This window comes from Herbidospora daliensis (assembly GCF_001570585.1).
GTDB classification, from domain to species: Bacteria; Actinomycetota; Actinomycetes; order Streptosporangiales; family Streptosporangiaceae; genus Herbidospora; species Herbidospora daliensis.
In genome coordinates this window covers 48,585-69,629 of sequence record NZ_BBXF01000003.1, presented here as the reverse complement: position 1 = coordinate 69,629, position 21,045 = coordinate 48,585, and the positions used below count along the sequence as shown (strand labels likewise).

Annotated in this window: 24 protein-coding genes; 6 read left to right on the top strand and 18 right to left on the bottom strand. The window is 71.5% G+C overall.

Going from position 1 to position 21,045, the window contains the following annotated elements:
• Positions 1 to 39: 39 nt before the first annotated feature.
• From AW274_RS15735 to AW274_RS15670, 14 genes are all read right to left on the bottom strand, one after another.
• Complete coding sequence (locus tag AW274_RS15735; RefSeq protein ID WP_062432208.1) at positions 40 to 846, bottom strand: hypothetical protein; 807 nt, start codon at positions 844 to 846, stop codon at positions 40 to 42.
• The gene (locus tag AW274_RS15730; RefSeq protein ID WP_062432205.1) at positions 843 to 1,559 is read right to left on the bottom strand and encodes a VIT1/CCC1 transporter family protein; all 717 of its coding nucleotides are present in this window, start codon (positions 1,557 to 1,559) and stop codon (positions 843 to 845) included. The genes AW274_RS15735 and AW274_RS15730 overlap by 4 nt, the downstream gene beginning before the upstream one ends.
• The gene (gene lgt / locus AW274_RS15725) at positions 1,556 to 2,536 is read right to left on the bottom strand and encodes a prolipoprotein diacylglyceryl transferase (protein ID WP_062432202.1); all 981 of its coding nucleotides are present in this window, start codon (positions 2,534 to 2,536) and stop codon (positions 1,556 to 1,558) included. Before lgt ends, AW274_RS15730 begins: the two co-directional genes overlap by 4 nt.
• 89 nt (positions 2,537 to 2,625) lie before the next feature.
• Positions 2,626 to 3,384: a thioredoxin domain-containing protein gene (locus AW274_RS15720; protein WP_062432199.1), complete on the bottom strand. Its 759-nt coding sequence runs from the start codon at positions 3,382 to 3,384 to the stop codon at positions 2,626 to 2,628.
• Positions 3,384 to 3,908 (bottom strand): MauE/DoxX family redox-associated membrane protein, encoded by a 525-nt coding sequence (locus AW274_RS15715; protein WP_083974341.1) that lies wholly within the window; start codon positions 3,906 to 3,908, stop codon positions 3,384 to 3,386. Before AW274_RS15715 ends, AW274_RS15720 begins: the two co-directional genes overlap by 1 nt.
• Positions 3,909 to 4,222: 314 nt before the next feature.
• Complete coding sequence (gene trpA / locus AW274_RS15710) at positions 4,223 to 5,017, bottom strand: tryptophan synthase subunit alpha (protein WP_062432193.1); 795 nt, start codon at positions 5,015 to 5,017, stop codon at positions 4,223 to 4,225.
• A gap of 13 nt (positions 5,018 to 5,030) precedes the next feature.
• On the bottom strand, positions 5,031 to 6,272 hold the full coding sequence (trpB, locus tag AW274_RS15705) for a tryptophan synthase subunit beta (RefSeq protein ID WP_083974507.1): 1,242 nt from the start codon (positions 6,270 to 6,272) through the stop codon (positions 5,031 to 5,033).
• A gap of 14 nt (positions 6,273 to 6,286) precedes the next feature.
• Positions 6,287 to 7,099 carry an indole-3-glycerol phosphate synthase TrpC gene (gene trpC, locus AW274_RS15700; protein ID WP_062432190.1) on the bottom strand — a complete coding sequence of 271 codons (813 nt, stop codon included), beginning with the start codon at positions 7,097 to 7,099 and terminating at the stop codon, positions 6,287 to 6,289.
• Between the two features lie 115 nt (positions 7,100 to 7,214).
• Positions 7,215 to 7,619, bottom strand: coding sequence for a DUF2752 domain-containing protein (locus AW274_RS15695; RefSeq protein ID WP_062432187.1), 405 nt, complete (start codon positions 7,617 to 7,619; stop codon positions 7,215 to 7,217).
• Between the two features lie 14 nt (positions 7,620 to 7,633).
• Positions 7,634 to 8,236, bottom strand: coding sequence for a DUF4190 domain-containing protein (locus AW274_RS15690; RefSeq protein ID WP_062432184.1), 603 nt, complete (start codon positions 8,234 to 8,236; stop codon positions 7,634 to 7,636).
• Positions 8,237 to 8,302: 66 nt separating this feature from the next.
• The gene (locus AW274_RS15685) at positions 8,303 to 8,836 is read right to left on the bottom strand and encodes a Trp biosynthesis-associated membrane protein (RefSeq protein ID WP_062432181.1); all 534 of its coding nucleotides are present in this window, start codon (positions 8,834 to 8,836) and stop codon (positions 8,303 to 8,305) included.
• Positions 8,833 to 9,183, bottom strand: coding sequence for a phosphoribosyl-AMP cyclohydrolase (hisI, locus tag AW274_RS15680; RefSeq protein ID WP_062330155.1), 351 nt, complete (start codon positions 9,181 to 9,183; stop codon positions 8,833 to 8,835). Before hisI ends, AW274_RS15685 begins: the two co-directional genes overlap by 4 nt.
• 58 nt (positions 9,184 to 9,241) lie before the next feature.
• Positions 9,242 to 11,035, bottom strand: a complete 1,794-nt coding sequence (locus AW274_RS15675; protein ID WP_062434501.1) for an ABC transporter ATP-binding protein — start codon at positions 11,033 to 11,035, stop codon at positions 9,242 to 9,244.
• 26 nt (positions 11,036 to 11,061) lie between these two features.
• The gene (locus AW274_RS15670) at positions 11,062 to 12,831 is read right to left on the bottom strand and encodes an ABC transporter ATP-binding protein (protein ID WP_062434499.1); all 1,770 of its coding nucleotides are present in this window, start codon (positions 12,829 to 12,831) and stop codon (positions 11,062 to 11,064) included.
• A 207-nt stretch (positions 12,832 to 13,038) separates the two neighbouring features.
• Here AW274_RS15670 and AW274_RS15665 point away from each other — a divergent pair, with 207 nt between their 5' ends.
• Both AW274_RS15665 and AW274_RS15660 read left to right on the top strand, forming a co-directional pair.
• Positions 13,039 to 13,674, top strand: a complete 636-nt coding sequence (locus AW274_RS15665) for a TIGR03085 family metal-binding protein (RefSeq protein ID WP_062432178.1) — start codon at positions 13,039 to 13,041, stop codon at positions 13,672 to 13,674.
• A 79-nt stretch (positions 13,675 to 13,753) separates the two neighbouring features.
• The gene (locus AW274_RS15660; RefSeq protein ID WP_062432175.1) at positions 13,754 to 14,062 is read left to right on the top strand and encodes a hypothetical protein; all 309 of its coding nucleotides are present in this window, start codon (positions 13,754 to 13,756) and stop codon (positions 14,060 to 14,062) included.
• 45 nt (positions 14,063 to 14,107) lie between these two features.
• On the opposite strand, the gene AW274_RS15655 is transcribed toward AW274_RS15660, so the two are convergent.
• The 4 genes from AW274_RS15655 to AW274_RS15640 are packed head-to-tail and all read right to left on the bottom strand — an operon-like array spanning position 14,108 to position 18,301.
• Complete coding sequence (locus tag AW274_RS15655; protein ID WP_062432172.1) at positions 14,108 to 15,280, bottom strand: class I SAM-dependent methyltransferase; 1,173 nt, start codon at positions 15,278 to 15,280, stop codon at positions 14,108 to 14,110.
• Positions 15,277 to 16,473, bottom strand: coding sequence for an SAM-dependent methyltransferase (locus tag AW274_RS15650; protein ID WP_062432169.1), 1,197 nt, complete (start codon positions 16,471 to 16,473; stop codon positions 15,277 to 15,279). Before AW274_RS15650 ends, AW274_RS15655 begins: the two co-directional genes overlap by 4 nt.
• Entirely contained in the window at positions 16,470 to 17,087 is a 618-nt protein-coding gene (locus AW274_RS15645; RefSeq protein WP_062432166.1) for a DUF1365 domain-containing protein, read from the bottom strand. Before AW274_RS15645 ends, AW274_RS15650 begins: the two co-directional genes overlap by 4 nt.
• Positions 17,084 to 18,301, bottom strand: a complete 1,218-nt coding sequence (locus AW274_RS15640; protein WP_062432162.1) for an NAD(P)/FAD-dependent oxidoreductase — start codon at positions 18,299 to 18,301, stop codon at positions 17,084 to 17,086. Before AW274_RS15640 ends, AW274_RS15645 begins: the two co-directional genes overlap by 4 nt.
• A 174-nt stretch (positions 18,302 to 18,475) precedes the next feature.
• Between AW274_RS15640 and AW274_RS41305 the strand changes: the two genes are divergently transcribed.
• The 4 genes from AW274_RS41305 (at position 18,476) to AW274_RS40320 (ending at position 20,231) form a co-directional block, all read left to right on the top strand.
• Complete coding sequence (locus AW274_RS41305; protein WP_169806251.1) at positions 18,476 to 18,637, top strand: hypothetical protein; 162 nt, start codon at positions 18,476 to 18,478, stop codon at positions 18,635 to 18,637.
• A gap of 122 nt (positions 18,638 to 18,759) precedes the next feature.
• Positions 18,760 to 18,924, top strand: coding sequence for a hypothetical protein (locus AW274_RS41300; protein WP_169806250.1), 165 nt, complete (start codon positions 18,760 to 18,762; stop codon positions 18,922 to 18,924).
• A 105-nt stretch (positions 18,925 to 19,029) separates the two neighbouring features.
• On the top strand, positions 19,030 to 19,866 hold the full coding sequence (locus AW274_RS15635; protein ID WP_062432159.1) for an NmrA family NAD(P)-binding protein: 837 nt from the start codon (positions 19,030 to 19,032) through the stop codon (positions 19,864 to 19,866).
• A gap of 200 nt (positions 19,867 to 20,066) precedes the next feature.
• Positions 20,067 to 20,231, top strand: a complete 165-nt coding sequence (locus AW274_RS40320) for a hypothetical protein (RefSeq protein ID WP_157520305.1) — start codon at positions 20,067 to 20,069, stop codon at positions 20,229 to 20,231.
• Positions 20,232 to 21,045: the final 814 nt, after the last annotated feature.

Here is a 21,045-nt window from a genome sequence, read left to right as displayed (position 1 = left end):
GGCGGACACCGAGCGTGGGCGGGCGGTGCCTTTCGGTGCTCAGCCGGCGGGCACCCCGGTCACCGCGACCACCCGCCGGTAGACGACCTTCTCCGCCTCGCGGACCGCGAGGCCGAGGGTCACCATGTCGTCGGTGTCGTCGGGGCGTTCGCCGTCGGCCCGGCCGATCCAGACCAGGCCCAGGTAGTGGCCCATCGCGTGGCCGCTCGACTCGGTGAAGCCGGTCAGCGCGGGCTGGGCCGAGGGCAGCGGCAGCAACCAGCCGCCCCGGTAGAGGCTGGCGATCTGCTGGACCAGCTCGTCGGAGGCCGCCGCCGACGCCAGGTTGAACAGGGCGTACTGGGCGACGTAGCGGCCGTCGGAGCTGGTGAACTGGGCGCGGGCGGCCTGGGTGCAGCCGGCCGAGGCCAGGGCCTCGGTCATCGACTCGCCCCAGACGGTGGCGGCGCAGTCGGCGTCGAGGCGGCGCTCCCCCAGCTTCAGGGTGATCTTGCCGGCCTTCAGCGTCTTGGTGGTGAAGACCTCTTCGACGGTCAGCGGCTTGGCGTCGGCGGCGCGATCGGCGATCGGCGCGAACTGCTTCAGCGACGGCCACGCCCGGTAGGCCGCCGGCCGGGCCTGGCCCAGCGGCGAGCCCGACAGCTGCTCGGGCGTCGGGTCGTCGTCGAACGCCTCGACCACGAAGACCAGCACGAACGCCATGAGCAGGATGCCGACGACGGTGGCCAGCACCGCCAGGACCTTCTGCTGGCCGCCGGTGAGCCCCCATTCGGCCAGCTTGACGCTGCCCCAGGTCTCGTCGGGCGCCGGGCGGCGTTTCACGCGGGAGGACTTGGCGGGGGTCACAGGCCGCTCGCCCCGATCAGCGACCCCAGCCCCCACGTCAGCGCGGCGGCGATCCCGCCGACCAGGAGCTGGCGCAGGCCGGTGAACCACCACTTGCGGGCGGTCACCCGGGCCACCAGCGCGCCCGCCCCGAAGAGGGCGGCCATCGACAGGGCCGCCGACAACCAGAGGTGGGTCACCCCGGCCAGGTAGGGCACCAGCGGGATCACGGCGCCGACGGCGAACGACAGGAACGACGACAGCGCGGCGGTCACCGGCGACGGCAGGTCGTCGGGCTTCACGCCCAGCTCGTTGAGGGTGTGCACTTCCAGGGCCTGTTCGGGGTTGCGGGAGATCTGCCGGGCCACCTCGGCGGCCAGTGCGGGGTCGACGCCGCGCCGCTCGTAGAGGGCGGCCAGCTCGGCCTCCTCCTCTTCGGGATGGACGGCCATCTCGCGGCGTTCGACCGCGATCTCGGCCTCGGCCAGCTCACGCTGGCTCGCCACCGAGACGTACTCTCCGCCGGCCATCGAGAACGCCCCGGCGGCCAGGCCCGCGACGCCCGCGAGGGCGATCACGCGGGTGTTGGCCGTGCCGCCGGCCACGCCGGCGATGAGCGCGAAGTTCGACACCAGGCCGTCCATCGCACCGAACACCGCCGGGCGCAGCCAGCCACCCTGGACGTCGCGGTGGCTGTGGTGGGAGGGCAGTTCGGGACCGGCGACGCCGGTCATCGCTGACCGGCCTCCTCGGCCTTCTCTGTCTCGGTCTCGCTCACGGGCTCGGCGTCAGCCGGGGCTTTTCCCGGCGGGTCGGTCTCGTGGTCGTCGGCCTGGTCGTGGAGGTGGGCCGGGTCGGCCTCCTCGCCCTCGGCCACCGGCGGCTGCTCGCCGGCCGGCACGATGACCTCTTCGGTGGTCTTGTTCCTGGTCACCCAGAAGTAGGCCAGCGCCGCGAGGAACAGGACGATGGAGGTCCACTGGTTGAGGCGCATGCCGAGGATCTCGTGGGCCGGGTCGACCCGCAGGCCCTCGATGAAGAAGCGGCCGAGCGTGTAGCCCATGATGTAGAGGGCGAACAGGCGGCCGTGGCGGAAGGAGAAGCGCCGGTCGGCGAGGAGCAGCAGGCCCGCCACCACGAGGGTCCAGACGAACTCGTAGAGGAACGCCGGGTGGTAGGTCAGCGCGCCGGGCACGGTGCCGGGGCGGCCGGGCTCGATCTCCAGGCACCAGGCGTAGTCACACGGACCGCCGAAGAGCTCCTGGTTGAAGTAGTTGCCCCATCGGCCGATGCCCTGGGCGATCAGGATGCCGGGCGCCACCACGTCGGCGACGGCCGACAACGAGATGCCGCGCCGGCGGCAGGCGATCCAGACGCCGACCGCGCCGAGCGCGACCGCCCCCCAGATGCCGAGGCCGCCCTTCCAGATGAAGAAGATGTGGTACCACTCGTTCTCCGCGTCAGCTCCGAAGTAGAGCTGGTTGTCGGTGATGACGTGGTAGAGCCGGCCGCCGACCAGTCCGAACGGGACCGCCCAGACGGCCAGGTCGGTGATCGTGCCGGGCAGGCCGCCACGGGCGCGCCAGCGGCGCTCGCCGAGCCAGACGGCGAAGACGACGCCCAGCACGATGCAGAGCGCATAGGCCCGGATGGGAAGGGGTCCGAGGTACCAGACCCCCTGCGACGGGCTCGGGATCGAGGCGAGGGGCATGTCACAGGACGTTACCGCCTCCGAGGCGCACTCGCGCACCCTCGTCACCAATGAGCCCGTCTCAGGTTGATCACCCCATCATCAAGGGTTCACTTGCCGGCCGCGAGCACGGCCTGGCGGAGCTTGTTCGGCACGAAGGCGACGTTGGAGTCCATCTCCTTGCCGTTCAGCTTGAGCGTGGGCGTGCCGGTGATCTTCTCGGCCCGGAGGACCTTGTCAGACTGGGTGAGCTGGGTCTGGGCGTACTTCTGGGAGGTCACGCACGACTCCCAGCCGGGCGAGGTGATGCCCGCGTCCTTGCCCCAGGCGACCAGGTCGGTCAGCGCGAAGCCCTCGACGGTCTCCGACGGCTGCTCCTTGAAGAGCCGGTCGTGGAAGGCCGGCCAGGCCGCGCCGTCGGTGACGCAGCGGGAGGCCGCGCCGGCGCGGACCGAGTTGGACTTGGTCGGCTCCATCGAGAAGATCGTGATCGGGTGGAACACGACCTTGGCCTTGCCCTCGGAGGCCAGGTTCTTGATCGTCGGCCCCGACGACTCCTCCAGCGCCTTGCAGGCCGGGCACTGGAAGTCCTCGTAGACGTCGAGCACCGGCGCGGTCACGCCCGGACGGGCCATGGTGACCGTTCCGTCGGCGTTGACCGTGGTCGGGGCGAGTTTGGCGGCCGCCGTCTGCTGCTCGGCGGTGTCGCGGGCGGCGGCGTACCAGGCGCCGCCGCCGATGGCCAGGACGGCCACGGTCGCGATGGTGACCATCGTGGCGAGGCGGCGGTGGCGGTCCTTCTTGCGGTCGGCCTGCCGCAGCGCGGCGATCCGTTCCCGGGCCGTCGCCTCGCGCGCACCTTTGCCCATCAGTGGTTCTCCTTCACTTCATCCAAGTGATCACTCGCGCCGGGCTCGTGATCGCCGGACTCCTCCTCGGCGTATGAGCGGGGGGCCAGGCCCAGGGGCGTGTCGAGCGCGAACCGGCCGGGGGTGAACCAGGCGATCCAGCCCGCCAGCACCACCAGCCCGAAGTCGCGCACGAGCTCCCAGAAGTACGCGGGCTCCTGTCCCTCGGCGAGCGGCCCGCCGCCGCCGAAGCAGCCGCAGTCGATGCGCAGCCCCCGCGCCCACGCCGAGGCGATGCCGATGACGAAGGCGACCATGAGCAGCCCCGCGCCGACCGCCGACAGGCGGGTGAGCAGGCCAAGGACAAGGAGCACTCCGACGACGATCTCGAGCACGGGCAGGCCGTATCCGACGGCCGTGGCGATCCGGTCCGGCAGTAGTTCGTAGGCGCGCACGGCCTGCACCGACAGAGCGGGGGCGCCGACCTTCAGCCACCCCGCGACGATCAGCACGCCGGCGAGCACGAGCCGGGCGACGGTCGTCACCCAGGGTACAACGACGGATGCACTGAGTGACGAACTCGGGCCGCGACGATGCGTAGACACGGAGACTCCTCCCAGGTCCCGGGGCCGCCCATACGGCCACCGGTCCCGAACCTATTGGAGTCCACCTCACCATGACCTCGATAAACACCTGGTAAGGCGAAACCTGGAGGCGGGTATGGGGAGGGCTGCCCGGGTAAATCCCCGGCCTTTTCCTCCGTCACCGTTCCCCCCGCCCCGGCGCCGCCCGGCCGCGCTCAAACGCGAACGGCCGGCCACCTGATGGTGACCGGCCGTTCGGGTTGGCAAAGGAAGATCTAGCGGCGGACGCCCTCCGCCAGTTCGGCGGCGAGCTCGCGGACGGCCCGCAGGCCCTCCCGCTCGTTCGGCGCGTCGAGCAGGCGGCGGATGAAGGCCGACCCCACGATCACGCCGTCGGCGTAGGCCGCGACCTCGGCGGCCTGGGCGCCGGTGCCGACGCCGAGACCGACGCAGACCGGGACCTTCGCGTGGGGGCGGGTGCGCTCGACCAGACCGGCGGCGGCCGCGCCGACCGACTCGCGGGCGCCGGTGACGCCCATCAGCGAGGCGGCGTAGACGAAGCCGGTGCAGCACTCCGTCACGATCGCGATGCGCTCCTCGGTCGAGCTCGGCGCGACCAGGAAGACCGTGTCGATGCCGGCCGACGCGCTCGCCTCACGCCACGGGCCCGCCTCTTCGGGGGTGAGGTCGGGGGTGATGGTCCCGACACCCCCCGCGGCGGCCAGGTCGCGGGCGAACCGTTCGGCGCCGTAGCGGTCGATCGGGTTCCAATAGGTCATGACGAGGGTCGCCGCGCCCGACTTGGCCACGCCCTCGACGGTGCGCATCACGTCGGCGATGCGGGTGCCGTTCTCCAGGGCGCGGTGGACGGCGTCCTGGATGGTCGGGCCGTCCATCAGCGGGTCGGAGTAGGGCAGGCCGATCTCGATCACGTCGCAGCCGGCCTCGACCATGGCGGTCGCGGCGGCGATGGCGCCGTCGATCGTGGGGAACCCGGCGGGCAGGTAGCCCACCAGCGCGGCGCGGTTCTCCGCGCGGGCCTTCTCGAAGACCGTGGCAAGTGTCGTCATGGCTGGCTTCCGGCTACAGGTTGAAGTATTTCATCGCGGTCCCCATGTCCTTGTCACCACGACCGGACAGGTTGACCAGGATCGTGGCGTCGGGACCGAGGTCGCGGCCCAGCTTGAGCGCGCCGGCCAGGGCGTGGGAGGACTCGATGGCCGGGATGATGCCTTCGGTGCGGGCGAGCAGGGCGAACGCGTCCATCGCCTCGGCGTCGGTGATGCCGTGGTAGGTGGCGCGGCCGCTGTCTTTCAGCCAGGCGTGCTCCGGGCCGACGCCCGGGTAGTCGAGGCCCGCCGAGATGGAGTGGGACTCGATGGTCTGGCCCTCGTCGTCCTGCAGGACGTAGGTGCGGCTGCCGTGCAGCACGCCGATCGACCCCTGCGTCAGGGTGAGGGCGTGCTCGCCGGTCTCGGCGCCCCGGCCCCCGGCCTCGTAGCCGTGGAGCTGCACGTCCGCGTCTTCGATGAAGGCGTGCATGATGCCGATGGCGTTGGAGCCGCCGCCGACGGCGGCGCAGACCGCGTCGGGCAGCTCGCCGGTCAGTTCGAGCACCTGGCGGCGGGCCTCGACCCCGATGATGCGGGCGAAGTCGCGGACGATGCCGGGGAAGGGGTAGGGACCGGCGACCGTGCCGAACAGGTAGTGGGTGGAGTCGACGTTGGTGACCCAGTCGCGGAACGCCTCGTTGATGGCGTCCTTGAGGGTCTGGCTGCCGTTGGTGACCGGCACCACCCGGGCGCCGAGCAGCTTCATGCGGGCCACGTTGAGGGCCTGCCGCTCGCAGTCGACGGCGCCCATGTAGATGACGCACTCGAGACCCATCAGGGCGGCGGCGGTCGCGGTGGCGACGCCGTGCTGGCCCGCGCCGGTCTCGGCGATGACGCGGCTCTTGCCCAGGCGCTTGGTCAGCAGGGCCTGGCCGAGCACGTTGTTGATCTTGTGGGCGCCCGTGTGGGTCAGGTCCTCCCGCTTGAGGAGGATGCGGGCGCCGCCCGCCTGCTCGGCGAACCGGGGCACCTCGGTGATCGTCGTGGGACGGCCGGCGTAGGTGCGCAGCAGGTGGTCGAACTCGCGGATGAAGGCCAGGTCGGTGCGGGCCTTCTCGTATTCGGCGGCCACCTCGTCGAGGGCCGGGATCAGCGCCTCGGGCACGTAGCGCCCGCCGAACACGCCGAACTTGCCCCGCTCGCTGACGTCGCCGCCGGAACCGGCGCCGGTGAAGTCGGCGGGGGTGATGAGGGTGCCCTCAGAGATGGACATGGACGAGTCTCCGGTCACGACTGCCGTTCTTGGCGGGACGAAGGGTGGGCGCCCGCGGTGACCAGGTCGTTCACCGCCGAACGCGGGTCTTTGCCGGTCACGAGGCTCTCGCCGACCAGCACCGCGTCGGCGCCGGCGCGGGCGTAGGCGAGCAGGTCGTGCGGGCCGCGCACACCCGACTCGGCGACCCGGATGACGCCCTCGGGCACCTTCGGGGCGAGCCTGGCGAAGACGTCGCGGTCGACCTCGAGCGTGCGCAGGTCGCGGGCGTTGATGCCGATGAGCTTGGCGCCCGCGTCGACCGCGCGCTCCAGCTCCTCTTCGGTGTGCACCTCGACCAGCGGGACCAGCCCGATCGACTCGGCCCGCTCGATCAGCGAGACCAGGGCGTTCTGGTCGAGCGACACCACCATCAGCAGGGCCAGGTCGGCGCCGTAGGCGCGGGCCTCCCACAGCTGGTAGGCGGTGACGATGAAGTCTTTGCGCAGGATCGGGATGTCGACGGCGGCGCGGACGGCCGCGAGGTCGTCGAGGCTCCCGCCGAATCGCCGCCGTTCGGTCAGCACGCTGATCACGTGGGCGCCGCCGGCCTCGTAGTCGACGGCCAGGGCCGCCGGGTCGGCGATCGCGGCCAGCGCTCCCTTGGACGGGCTCGACCGCTTGACCTCGGCGATCACCGAGACGCGGTCGGCCTTCAGGGCTCCGTGGACGTCACGCGGAGCGGGTGCGCGCCGGGCGCGCTCCTTGAGCTCATCGATCGACACGGCCTTCTGCCGCTCGGCGAGGTCTTCGCGGACGCCCTCGAGGATGTCGTCGAGAACCGTCATCGGACCTCACCGCCCTTGCTGGCTCGTTCGCTCACGTGCTCCGGATCCCTCCAGGTCGACTGCGTCCTGCCGATGGTATCGGCCTTGCCGACGTCGGCCCGCCATCGGGTGCCGGTCACGGAGCCAGGAAAGCACCGTACGGCGTATTGCGGAAAACCCCGAACAACAAGGCCAGCGCGACGAACGACCAGACGGCCACGGGTGCCGTCAGGCGGGTCCGCAGCGGCCTCCCCCGCCAGGCGGACGAGAGCCACTTCGCCCACAGGTACACCAGGAACGGTGCGACCGCAACGAACAGCGGGTTGAACGACAACGCGCCGCCCACGTCGAGGCGGGTCAGCGCGTGGACCGCGCGCAGCCCGCCGCACCCCGGACAGAAGAAACCGCTGACCAGCAGGAACGGGCACGGCGGATAGTGGCCGGGCCGCGACGGGTCGACGACCGCGACGAAGGCGGTCGCCGCCGCGAGCAGGCCGCCGACGGACGCCGGCAGCGCCACCGCGGCGGTTCTGGAGGTCATCGCCCCAGGGTAGATCAGGAGGTGGGGAACTCCGTGGGCCAGTCGCTGATGCTGTTGCCGTACTGCTCGGTGGCCTCCATGACGCCGACCAGGGTGAGCAGGGCCGCGCCGAAGATCAGCCAGAGGATCACCCACAGGCCGATGGTGATGTAGGAGGTCACCAGGCCGGCCACCGCGAGGCCGTGGCCTTCTTCGCCGCTGGTCTTGATGCGGCTCAGCGACATGTGGCCGAAGATCACGCCCAGGATCGCGGTCACGCCGCAGAACACCAGGCCGATCAGGCCCATGATCAGCGAGGCGACCGCCAGGCCGTTGGTGGGCCGGGGCGCGGCGTAGCCGTAGCCGGGCTGCTGGTAGGCCTGGTCGTAGCCGGGCTGCTGGTAGCCCTGCTGGTATTGCTGGCCGTAGCCGTAGTCAGGCTGGCCGTAGCCCCCGGCCGGCTGGGTGTTCTGCGTCCCGTAACCGGGCTGGCCGTAGCCGGGCTGCTGGCCGTAGCCGGGCTGCTGAGGGTAGCCGGGCTGCTGGGGATAGCCGCCCTGGCCGTAGTCCGGCTGCTGACCGTAACCCGGGTAGTCGCCCGGGTTCCCCGTGTCGCCGGGCTGGTTCCCGTAAGTCATGCGACGACTGTAGCGACGGGCGCCGACATCCCCATCGAATCAGGGCAACCTGAGGACAAGTTGTAATCAGGTGGGATCGTCTCCGCGATCGATGGCATCCCACATCGACCGCTCCGAAGCGGGGCCGCCCCGGTCGGGACGGTCGTACCGGGACGACATGCCCGGCCAGTTCCCGCCCGCGACCGCCGCCCACAACCCGCCCGCGACCAGCAGCAACCCGCCCGCCCCGGTGAGCCAGGGCCACACGGTGACGTCGACCGACGCCCCGGGCAGGTCGGCCGACTCCAGCAGCAGGACGTCGTCGAACACCCGCGTCACCCCGACCACGACCGCTCCCCCGCACGCCGCGACCAGCACGCCGATCGCCTGCCGGAAGACGCCCTTGGTGGCGAGCACGGCCACGCACCCCGCCAGCGCCGCCAGCACGACCGGCGTGATCACCGGCGCGACCTCCGCGCCGGGGACGTCGTGGACGGCCTCCGGGTTGGCCGGCCCGCTCGGGGCGAGCAGCTGCGCCCACACCCGGCCGCCCGCCAGCAGGGCGAGCGCCCCGGCGGCCGCGCTGAGGATCAGCCAGGCGTAGAGCGCGCGGCGGTTCATGAACCCTCGATCACCGGAAGCACGTCGTCATCGAAGCAGGTGCGGGTGCCGGTGTGGCAGGCGGGGCCGCGCTGGTCGACTTTGAGCAGGATGGTGTCGCCGTCGCAGTCGAGCGCGGCGTGCCGGACGTGTTGCACGTTGCCCGAGGTCTCGCCCTTGACCCAGTATTCGCCCCGGCTGCGCGACCAGTAGGTCGCCCGGCCGGTGGTGAGCGAGCGGTGCAGCGCCTCGTCGTCCATCCAGGCAAGCATCAGCACCTCGCCGGTGTCGTGCTGCTGGACGACGGCGGGCACCAGCCCGTCGCCGGTGCGCTTGAGCCGGTCTGCGATCTTCGGGTCCAGGGACATATGCCCATTCTGCCGCAGCGACCAGCGACAACGGCAAATCCTTGATCGGCGCGCCCGGCTAGCTCCGGGTGGCGCCGGCCCACGACGCGTAGAGGTCGGCGTAGACGCCCGGCTCGGCGAGCAGCTCGGCGTGGGAGCCGCGCTGGACGATCTCGCCCCGGTCGAACACGAGCACCTCGTCGGCCGCCTCGGCGGTGGACAGGCGGTGGGCGATCGAGACGGCCGTGCGGCCCCGGGTGACGCCGTCGAGGGCGCGGGCGATGCGGACCTCGGTCGCCGGGTCGACCGCCGAGGTCGCCTCGTCGAGCAGCAGCAGGTCGGGGTCGGCCAGGTAGGCGCGGGCCAGGGCGACCAGCTGGCGTTCGCCCGCCGACAACGACTCGCCGCGCTGGCCGACCGCCGTCTGCAGCCCGCCGGGCAGGCCGTCGAGCCAGTCGGCCAAGCCGAGCTCGCCCAGCGCCTCGGCGATCTCCTCGTCGGTGGCGCCGGGCCGGCCGAAGCGGATGTTCTCGGCCAGGGTCGAGTCGAACAGGAAGCCGTCCTGCGGCACCATCACGATGCGCTCGCGCAGCGAGGTGAAGCGCAGGTCGCGCAGGTCGACGCCGTCGACCGTGACGCGGCCGTCGACCGGGTCCATCAGGCGGGTCAGCAGCTTGGCGAAGGTGGTCTTGCCCGAGCCGGTCTCGCCGACCACGGCCACCCGGCGGCGGGGCGGGATGACGACGTCGACCCCGCGCAGGACCGGCGGCCCGTCGGGGTAGGCGTAGCCGACGTTCTCGAAGGCCACGGTGATCGGGCCGCGCGGCAGGGCGACGCCCGCCTCGCCCGGGTCGGCGACGTCGGCCGGGGTGTCGAGCACGCTCAGCACCCGCCGCCAGCCGGCGATGGCGTTCTGGGCCTCGTTGAGCACCTCGGTCGCGGTCTGCAGCGGCGCGATGAACAGGGTGATCAGGAACAGGAACGCGACCAGGCTTCCCCTGCTGATCGAACCGTCGACCCCGAGGAGCACGCCGACCACCACCACCCCGGCGATGGCGATCGAGGCGACCAGCTCGGTGATCGGGAAGGTGAAGCCGATGATCTTCTGGGCCCGGGTCTGGGCGGCCCGCTGCGCGTCGACGGCCGCGTCGATGCGCCGGGCGGTGCGCTCCTCGGCGCCGTGGGCGCGGATGACCGCGCTGCCGACGACCGACTCGCTGATCGCCGCGAGGGTGTCGCCGGTGCGCTCGCGCACCGTCAGGTAGTTGCGGGCGACCATCCGCTGGAACCTCGGCAGCGCGAAGATCAGCGGCAGGAACAGCGCCCACACGAGCAGGGTGAGCTGCCACGAATAGACCGCCATCAGCACGGTCGCGATCATCAGCTGCCCCGCCGACACGATGATCAGCAGGCCGCCCCACTGCATGAAGGTGCTGATCTGATCGACGTCGCCGGTCACCCGCGACACCAGGGCGCCCCGCCGCTCGGTGTTCTGGGTCAGCACCGACAGGTCGTGGACGTGCCGGAACGCCTTGCCGCGCAGCGTCGCCAGCCCCGACTCGGTCGACCGGTAGAGCCGCACGTTCATCAGGTAGCCCGCCATCGCCGTCAGCAGGATCGCGCCCGCGCAGGCCAGCACCGCGTCGCGGATGAACGGCAGGTCGGGCACGCCGTTGAGGAACCCGTTGTCGAGGACCTGCTGGATGGCGACCGGGACGACCACCTTGCCCAGGGTGGCCACGACCGCCAGCACCAGGGTGAGCCCGAGGCCGCGGCGGAACTCGGGCGACAGCCGCAGGCCGTGGCGGAGGGTCTCGAGCGCGCCGCGCTCGACGTTCTGCAGCGTCTGGGTCGTCACGGTGTTGGTCGTCACGGTGTTGGTCGTCACGGTGTTTGTCGTCACGGGGCCACGGTCTCCTCTTCGAGGGCCGTGTTCTCGGCCTCCTGGCGTTCATAGGCGGTCACGAGCTCGCGGTAGCCCGCGCAGCGGGCCAGCAGGGCCTCGTGGGGGCCGTGGTCGGCGACGGTGCCGTTCTCGACGTAGACGACGTCGTCGGCCAGGGAGATCGTGGCCATGCGGTAGGCGATCACGATGACGGTGGCGTGCTGGTCGCGCAGGCCGAACAGGATGCGCTTCTCGACCTGCGGGTCGACGCTGGAGGTGGCGTCGTCGAGGATCAGCAGCCGGGGTTCGCGGGCCAGCGCGCGGGCCAGGGCGAGCCGCTGGCGCTGGCCGCCCGACAGGGTGGTGCCGCGCTCGCCGACCCGGGTGTCGAGGGCGTCGGGCAGGGCGCTGACGAACCCGTCGGCCTGGGCCAGCCGCAGCGCCGCCCACACCTTCTCGTCGGGGACGTCGGCGCCGAGCGTGATGTTGCCCCGGACGGTGTCGTCGAACAGGAAGGTCTGCTGCGGGACCAGCGAGACCGCGCCGCTCACGCCGTCGCGCTCGATCTCGCGCAGGTCGACGCCGTCGATCGCGACCGCGCCCTCGTCGGGGTCGACCAGGCGGGTCAGCAGCTGGGTCAGGGTGGACTTGCCGGAGCCGGTGGGGCCGACCACGGCGACCGTGCGGCCCGGCTCGACGGTGAAGCCGACGTCGCGCAGCACCGGCACGCCGGGCTCGTAGGCGAAGGAGACGTCGGTGACGGTGAGCTCCGCGGGTCGGTCTGCCGGCAGCTGGGCGGAGCCGTAACTCATGGAGCCCTCCGCCTGCAGCACCTCCTGCACCCGGGTCCAGCCCACGACGGAGCGGGGCAGTTCACCCAGCACCCACCCGAGCGCCCGCACGGGGAAGGAGAGGAGCGTGAACAGGTAGGACACCTGGATCAGCTCTCCGGCGGTGACGTCGCCGGAGGCGAGGCGGTAGGAGCCGAACAGCAGCACGGCCAGCACGCCGAGGGTCGGCAGCGCCTCCAGGAGCGGGTCGAACAGGCCGCGCACCCGCCCGGCGGCGATGTTGGCGTCGCGCAGCGCGGCGGCCCGGTCGTCGAAGCGGGCCGACTCGGCGTCTTCGCGGCCGAGGGTCTTGACCACGAGCGCGCCCTCGAAGCTCTCGTGGGCGACCTCGGACACCGACGCCCGCAGCTCCTGCGCCCGGGTGGCGAGCGGGGTGAGCCTGCGCTGGTAGACGAGGTTCAGCAGGGCGATGGCCGGGAAGATCAGGAAGCCGACCACGGCGAGCACCGGGTCTGTCAGCACGATCGCGACGGCCGCCGCGACCAGCATGACGATCACGCCGACCGCCATCGGCAGCGGCGCGAGCGGCCCCCAGGCGGCCTCGGCGTCGGAGCTGGCGTTCGACAGCAGCTGGCCGGTCGGATGGCGGTGGTGCCACGACAGCGGCAGGCGGAGGAACTGGCGCCCCAGCGAGCGCCGGAAATGGGCCTGCATGCGGTATTGGTGGATGCCGGCCATGATGCGCCGGCCCATGATCCCGAGCGCCTTGACCAGGGCGACCCCGACGATCAGGGTGGCCGCCAGCGCCAGCGCGCCCCCGGTGGCGTTTCCGTCGCGGAAGGCCGGCAGCACGGCGTTCTCGGTCGCCCAGCCGAGCGCCCACGAGGAGAGCACGGTGGTCACGCCGTAGACGGCGCTGGCCACGACCGCACCCGTGAAGATCTTCGGCTCGGTCTTGACGGCGTGACCGATGACGCGGAACCCCTGGCGCATGACCGCGGTTGACACCTTGTCGGGCACTCGGGTTCCTTCCGTTCGGGTGGTTCGGGTTCGACCATACAAAGGACGGCCGACAGTCCGGATCGGGCCAAGGTCTGACCATGGTCCGGGCCCATGGGCGTAGGGCCGGGAAAGCCCACGTGGGGAAATCACGGCGATCACCGCTCTTATTCCCGGCGGGCGGGTGCTTAGGGTTGAGTCATGAGTTACGCCCGCGCGGAACGTGCCGCCATCACCGAACTGCTCGACGATCTGGGACCGTTCGCGCCCACCCTGTGCGAGGGGTGGGAGACCGCCGACCTCGCCGCCCACCTCGTGGTCCGGGAACGGCGCATCGACGCCGCCGCCGGGATCGCCGTGAAGTTCCTGGCGCCCTACACGCGGAACGTGCAGGACCAGGTCAGGGCCCGCCCCTACGCCGAGCTGGTGAACGAGGTCCGCCAGGGCCCGCCCCTCTGGACGCCCTACGGCCTGATCCCCGGCCTCGACTCGGCGGTGAACACGATCGAGTTCTTCGTCCACCACGAGGACGTGCGCCGCGCCCAGGCGGGCTGGGAACCCCGCGAGCTCCCCGCCGACCTCGACGACCTGCTGTGGAAGCGGGTCGCCGCCGGGGCCCGGGTGTTCTTCCGCAAGTCGCCGGTGGGGGTGGTGCTGCGCCGGGCGGGCACGGGCCAGAAGTCGGGGGCCAAGATGTCCGACCCGGCGGTGGTGGTCACGGGGCCCTCGCAGGAGCTGCTGCTGTTCGCGTTCGGCCGGCAGGACCACGCGCGGGTGGCGCTCGACGGCGAGCCGTGGGCGGTGGAGAAGCTGATGGGGGCCCGCCTGGGCATGTGACCCGGAGGCCATAGACACTCTCTGTAGTGATTTGCATACTCAGAGTGACAATGTCTCCGCACGAGAGGATCCCCCCTCCATGCCCACCGCACGCGTCGCCGCAGGCAACACCGTCTCCGGGCAGGGCTGGCAGGCCTACGGGCCCAACGGCATCTACATCGACGTCGACACCACCTCGGGCCGCTTCACCGGCACGCCCACCTACGTCACGTCCATCACCGGGCCGGGCGGCAACCAGTGGTCGCTGGTCGGCCCGAGCGCGATCTACTCCCCCACCGCCACCGGTTTCCGCGTCTACGTCCAGTGGCGGGACGCCTCGCCGCTGACCCCGGCGCAGGCGCAGGGCTACGGCTGGCAGATCAACTGGATCGGCTACGACAACCCCTGATCCGGTGAGGGCGGGCGGCGCTCCCGGGCGCCGCCCGCCTGCCGGTCACGCGGGGCGGCCGAGGGTGATCTGGTGGACGGACATGCGTCCCGACTCGAAGGCCAGCCCGCCTCCCACCAGATAGAGCCGCCACACCCGGGCGACCTCCTCCCCCACCAGGTCGACCGCCTTCTCGTAGTGGGACTCGAAGGTGTCGTACCAGGCCCTGACGGTCTTCGCGTAGTCCTCCCGCATGCCCTCGACGTGGAGCACCTCGAAGCCGGCGTCCTCGAACATGGCGACGGTCCGGCCGACGGGCCGCATGTGCATGTCGGGCGCGATGTAGCGCTCGATGAACGGCCCGCCGCCGGGGGCGTTGGCCCCCCGCGACATCTGCTGGATCACCACCCGGCCGCCGGGGCGGACCAGCCGGAAGAGGGTCGCGGCGTAGACCGGGTAGTTCTCCTCGCCGACGTGCTCGCCCATCTCGATGGAGGAGATCGCGTCGTAGGGGCCGTCGGACACGTCGCGGTAATCCTGCAGCCTGACCTCGCCGCCGCGGGCCCGGACGAACGCCTGCTGCTCGGCCGCGATCGTGACGCCGACCGACTCGGCGCCGTACTCGGCGGCGTGCAGGACCATCGAGCCCCAGCCGCAGCCGACGTCCAGGTGGCGCGTTCCCGGCTGGAGGCCGAGCTTGGTGCAGATGAGGTCGAGTTTGCGGCGCTGGGCCGAGGCGAGGTCGTCTCCGTCGGCCCACTTGGCGCACGAGTAGGCCATCGAAGGGTCGAGGATCAGCGAGTAGAAGTCGTTGGACAGGTCGTAGTGGTGGGAGATCGCGTCGCGGTCGCGGCCCCGGGTGTGCAGGCGGCCGCGCAGCCGGGCCTCGCTCACCGGGATCGGCGGGCGGGGCCCCGCGACGCCGAGCCCGAGCAGGGCGCGGGCCCCGCGCGCCAGCTCGGCCAGGCCGGGGCCGCCCGACCCGGCCGCCCACACCCGGCGGAACCCGTCGGCGAGGTCGCCCTCGACGTCGAGGTGGCCGCTGACGTAGGCGCGGGCGAGCCCGAGCTCGCCGGGCGCCCACAGCAGGTGCCGCAGCGCCAGGGGCGATCTGAGCACCACGACGGGCGCGTCGGCGGGACCGGCGAAACCGCCGTCCCAGGTACGCAGCCCGACGGGCAGCGCCCCTCCGAACAGCCCGGCGACCGTATCGGCCAACCGGCTTGCGACGAGCGTCACGACCGACCCCTTTCCAGAACGAACTGCCGCACGTTCAGATAGCCCGACCGGAAACCGGCCTCGGAATACGCCAGATAGAAGGTCCACATCCGGTGGAAGATCTCGTCGAAGCCGAGCCGGGAGATCTCCGGCCGCCGCGCGCAGTAACGTTCCCGCCAGAGCCGCAGCGTCTCGGCGTAGTCGCCGCCCATCTCATGGTGCCCGGCGACGCGCAGCGGCCCGAGGTTCTGCTCGATGGCCGTCACGCTCGGCAGCATCCCGCCCGGGAAGATGTACTTCTGGATCCACGTGTACGTGTACCGCGAGGCCACCATCCGGTCGTGCGGCATCGTGATCGCCTGCAGCCCCACCCGCCCGCCGGGGGCCAGCAGCCGGTCGAGGGCGGCGAAGAAGACCGGCCAGTAGCGCTCGCCCACCGCCTCGATCATCTCCACGCTGACCACGGCGTCGTACGACCCGGCCGCCTCCCGGTAGTCGCACAGGTCCACCGACACCCGGTCGGCGAGCCCGGCGGCGGCCACCCGGTCGAGGGCGAAGGCCCGCTGCTCGGCCGAGAGGGTGATGGTGCGGACCGTGGCCCCGCGCGCGGCGGCCCTGATCGCCAGCGCGCCCCAGCCGGTGCCGATCTCCAGCACCGTCGAGCCGGGCCCGACCCGGGTCTCGTCGAGCAGCCGGTCGATCTTGGCGTGCTGGGCCGCCTCCAGGTTCTCCCAGGTGGCCTCGCCGTGGAACAGCGCGGCGGAGTAGGTCATGGACGGGTCGAGGAACTCCGCGAACAGGTCGTTCGACAGGTCGTAGTGCCGCTGGATGTTCCGCCGGGCGTTCTCCACCGTCCCCTCCTCGGAGCGGGGATGCCGCCGCGCCCACACGCCGCGCAACCGCTGCAAGGGGGCCGGGATCAACGACGCCAGCTGGGTCGCCATCACGGTCAGCACCCCGGCCAGGTCGTCGGCCTCCCAGTCGCCCGCCATGTAGGCCTCGCCGAAGCCGATCAGGCCGTCGGCGCCCACCCGGGAGAAGAAGTCCTCCGCCCGCACCACCCGCATGAGGGGACCGGAGGGGTCGCCGAGCAGCTCCCCGTCGGGCATCAGGACCTGCAACGGCAACCGGGCCACCGCGTTGCGGAACAGCTGCCGGACCACCCGTACCCGCAGGGGCGACCGTGGGGGTGTGAGGGCGATGGCGTGCGTCATGACGATTCTCTCTTTCGGGGTACGACGGGCAGCCCGCGCAGGTAGAGGGCGATGCCCTGGCGCCGGATCCGGGCCCCCACCAGCAGGGGCGCGAGCCGCAGCCGGTTGCGCAGCGTCGGGGCGACCCGCCGGCCGCGCACCGTCGCCACGAAGGGCCTTCCCTCTGGACGGTGCAGCGTCACCGCCAGGTCGAGCCGCTCGCCGGGGCGGGGGAGCCGGAGCGTGTAGTGGCCGTCGACCGGGTTGAAGGGCGAGACGTAGAACTCCTTGCCCGTCTCGGCGCGGCCGTGGGCGTCGGGGCGGAGCAGGTAGCGGTGGCGTCCGCCGTAGGTGTTGCGGACCTCGGCGACCACCACGCCGGTGTCGCACCAGTAGACGGTCAGGGGGTTGAAGACGTAGCCGAGGGTGCGCCGCCCGGCGAGCATGACCACCTGGCCCGCGCGCTCGCCGTGCTCCGCCAGGAACGCGTCGAGCTCGCGGCGGGCGTCCGGGTCGAAGCCGCGGGGCGGGTCGTCGAGGTCCACCAGCCACAGGTAGCCGTCGTAGGTGAACGCGTGGCGCAGCGGCGCGGAACGCACGTGGGTGATGGAGCAGCGATACAGGGCGGGTGTCACCAGCGTGCCCCCAGGTTCTCGGCGGCGCTCAGCCCCGACCGGCAGCCGTCCTCGTGGAAACCCCATCCGTGGTAGGCCCCCGCGAACGCCACCCGGCCGTCGGACAGCCCCGGCAGCAGTTTCTGCAGGGCGACCGTCTCGGGGGTGTAGACGGGGTGCTCGTAGTCCATCCGGGCGATGACGTGTCCGGCGGGCACGTCGTCGCCGAGGGTGACCAGATAGCGGGTATCGGTCGGCAGCCGCTGGAGTCGGGTCATGTCGTAGGAGACGCGTACAGAAGAAGGTTCGGCGGCGCAGCCGGACATGCGGTAGTTCCACGACGCCCGCGCCCGCCCGGCGCGGGGCAGCACGCCGGCGTCGGTGTGCAGCACCGCCGGGTTCCGCGAGTAGGGGAAGCCGCCCAAAACCCGCCGCTCCAGGTCGGTGGGGGCGGCCAGCAGGGCGAGGGCCTGCCCGGGGTGGGTGGCGACCACGGCCGCGTCGTAGGTGACGGTCTCGTCGCCGTCGTCGCGGATCTCGACCGCGTCGGCGTGCCTTCTCAGTTCCCGTACGGGGGTCGCGGTGCGCACCGCCGTCAGGCCCTTGGCCACCTTCTCCACGTAGCTGCGGCTGCCGCCGGTGACGGTCCGCCACTGGGGGCTGCCCGAGACGCTGAGCATGCCGTGGTTGGCCAGGAACGTGAACAGGTAGCGGGCCGGATAACGCAGCGCGGTCGCGGGCGAGCACGACCAGACGGCGGCCACCAGCGGGGTCAGGAAGTGCCGCGTGAAGTAGGCCGGGAAGTGCCCGGTGACCTCGCCGAGGGTGCGGTCGTCGTCGGTCTCCAGGAGGGCGCGCGCCATCCGGTGGAACCGGGGCACGTCGGCCAGCAGCCGAAGGTAGGCCGCCGAGGGGCGACGGGCCAGCAGGCCGGTCACGCCCTTGCCGCCGGCGTATTCGAGGCCGCAGCCGTCGCAGCGTACCGACATGCTCATGTCGGACTCCTGGGTGGCCACCCCCAGCTCCCGGAACAACCGCGTCAGATGGGGATAGGTGCGGTCGTTGTGGACGATGAACCCGGTGTCGACCGCCAGCCCCGCCACGTCATGGGTGTGGGCGTGCCCGCCGAGCCGCTCGTCGGCCTCGTAGAGCGTCACGTCGTGTGTGGCACGCAGCACGTGCGCGGCGGTGAGCCCCGCCACGCCGCTGCCGATGACCGCTACCTTCCGGTGCACCTGACCTCCCTTTATGAGGTCCTTCGAAGCTAAGGGCCCTTCGGATTGGGGCGAACCGGAGTTTTTACTGGGACCCGTGGGGCAAGCGGGCGGGACCACGTTCGCGCCAAACCACGCCCACGGCCGGGACCGATGCGGCAGAGTGATGGCACTGCACACGGTTGGAGCACCGCCATGAACGCCAAGAAGTTACTCACGTACGCCGCCATCGCCTTCGTGATCTTCTATCTGTTCACCCAGCCCCAGGGGGCGGCCGGCGCCGTGCGCGGCGTGTTCGACGCCGTCGGCGACGGGGCCGACTCGCTCGCCCAGTTCTTCAACTCACTCTTTGCCTGAACCGGGGTTCGCCTTTGCTGCGGTCGGGCGTGCCGGAAGGTCCTCCTCTCTATCCGGCTAGTTATGATCACTGATGTCGCCGGGTAGAAAAATCCGGGACACATACCGCAGGAGGCCCCCCAATGCAGGTCAAGAAAGTGCTCACGTACGCAGGCATTGCGTTCGTGGCCTTCTACCTCTGGACTCAGCCGTCAGCCGCGGCCGGCGCTGTCAGGGGAGTGTTTGACGGTGTCACTTCCGGCGCCAACTCGCTGGCCACCTTCTTCAACGGCGTGCTCAACCAGTAGCTTCGTCCGCGGTTCCCTCGTTTCCGGCGCCCACGTGATCATCTGACGGAGGGCTTCGGCGCGCACTGACCGGGCGGCCGAACTCTCCCATGCGAAACTGGTCTGATGAGTGACCTGATCGCGGTGACCGGGGCGACCGGCGGGCTCGGCGGGCGGATCGCCCGGCGACTGGCTCAGGCCGGAGTCCGGCAGCGGCTGGTCGTGCGCGACCCGTCCCGGGCTCCCCACCTCGACGGCGCGGAGATCACCCAGGCGCCCTACGAAGACCCGTCCGCGTTCGCGGCGGCCCTCGACGGCGCCGGGGTCCTCATGTTGATCTCGGCGACCGAGAATCCCGACCGCGTCGCCCTCCACACGGCGGCGGTCGACGCGGCGGTGGCGGCGGGCGTCCCCCGCATCGTCTACACCTCGTTTCTCGGAGCGGGGCCCGAGTGCACGTTCACCTTCGGCCGCGACCACTGGCACACCGAACGGCACATCGAGGAGACCGGAGTAGGTTTCACCTTCCTCCGAGACAGCCTCTACCTCGACTTCCTCGAGAACATGATCGGCGACGACGGCGTCATCCGCGGCCCCGCGGGCGACGGCCGCTTCGCCCCCGTGGCCCGCGACGACGTCGCCGCGGTGGCCGCCACGATCCTGCAGGACCCGGCCGACCACCAGGGCGTCACCTACGACCTGACGGGCCCCGACCTGCTCACCATGACCGACGTCGCCCGCATCCTGTCTTCGGCGCGCGGCTCCTCTGTGGCGTTCGAGAACGAGAGCCTGGAGGAGGCTTACGCATCGCGGGAGCGGTACGGGGCGCCGGAGTGGGCGGTGGCGGGATGGGTGACGTCCTATGCGGCGGTTGGGGCGGGAGAGCTCGACGTGGTGACCGACCACGTGGAGAAGGTGACGGGGCACCCTCCGCTGTCGCTGGCCCAGGTCCTCCGAGCCTGAGCGGGAACGGCCCTACGGCCCTCCCCGCGGGGCTCTTGCCTCCTGAAATCCGCCGACCCGCCACGCACGCCTACCGCGTTCTTGCCTGGAGAACGGGCTGCCGTGAACATGGGCTCGTCCGGGTAGGCCGGACTGGATTCGCTGCCGTCAGGACACGCGCACGTGGAGACGCGCGCCTACTGCGACACAGGCCTGTCCGCATGCCCTTCCGGATCCACCTGCCGGTCCGGACACTTACCCGCCCGGAACGCGCGCCCCGCTGGGACGTGCTTCCCATGGGACGCCCCCACTACGGCGCGCACACACTCGGGAGCAGGCGCAGCCTGAACACCCGCTTCACCCTCTACGGGAACACGGGCCACTAAAACTCGGTCCAGTTCCAACGAACCCTAGACACGCGCCGCCACACACGCGCCGCCACACGGGCGCCGAGAGACACTCGCCGCTGTCCACTCGCCGCTGTCCACTCGCCGCTGTCCACTCGCCGCTGTCCACTCGCCGCTGTCCACTCGCCGCTGTCCACTCGCCGCTGTCCACTCGCCGCTGTCCACTCGCCGCTGTCCACTCGCCGCTGTCCACTCGCCGCTGTCCACTCGCCGCTGTCCACTCGCCGCTGTCCACTCGCCGCTGTCCACTCGCCGCTGTCCACTCGCCGCTGTCCACTCGCCGCTGTCCACTCGCCGCTGTCCACTCGCCGCTGTCCACTCGCCGCTGTCCACTCGCCGCCAGACAGGATCCGCCAGACACCACCGTTGTCCACTCGCCCTGGACACGCGCCCCCTGGACACGCACCGCCAAACAGAATCCGCCAGACACCACCGCTGTCCACTCGCCGCCAGACACGCGCCGCTGTCCACTCCCCCTGGACACGCGCCCCTGACGCACCGCCAGACAGGGTCCGCCAGTCACGCGCCGCTGCCCACTCGCCCCCTGGACACGCTCCTTGGACGCGCGCTCACTGTGGGGGCATACCTGGCCAGCCACCTGCCTGCTGGAACGTGCGCCCATTGTGATGCGCACTCACTGCGACGCATGCCTGCGGAACGCTTTGATTGAAAGCTCACCCATGAGCGATGGACACCAGTTCTCTCCACCAAGCGCCCATCCGGCAGCCATAGTGGCCTTCGCCCGCGATGGCGATACCAATACATCGCGCACCCGGTGAAATAACGCGCCATT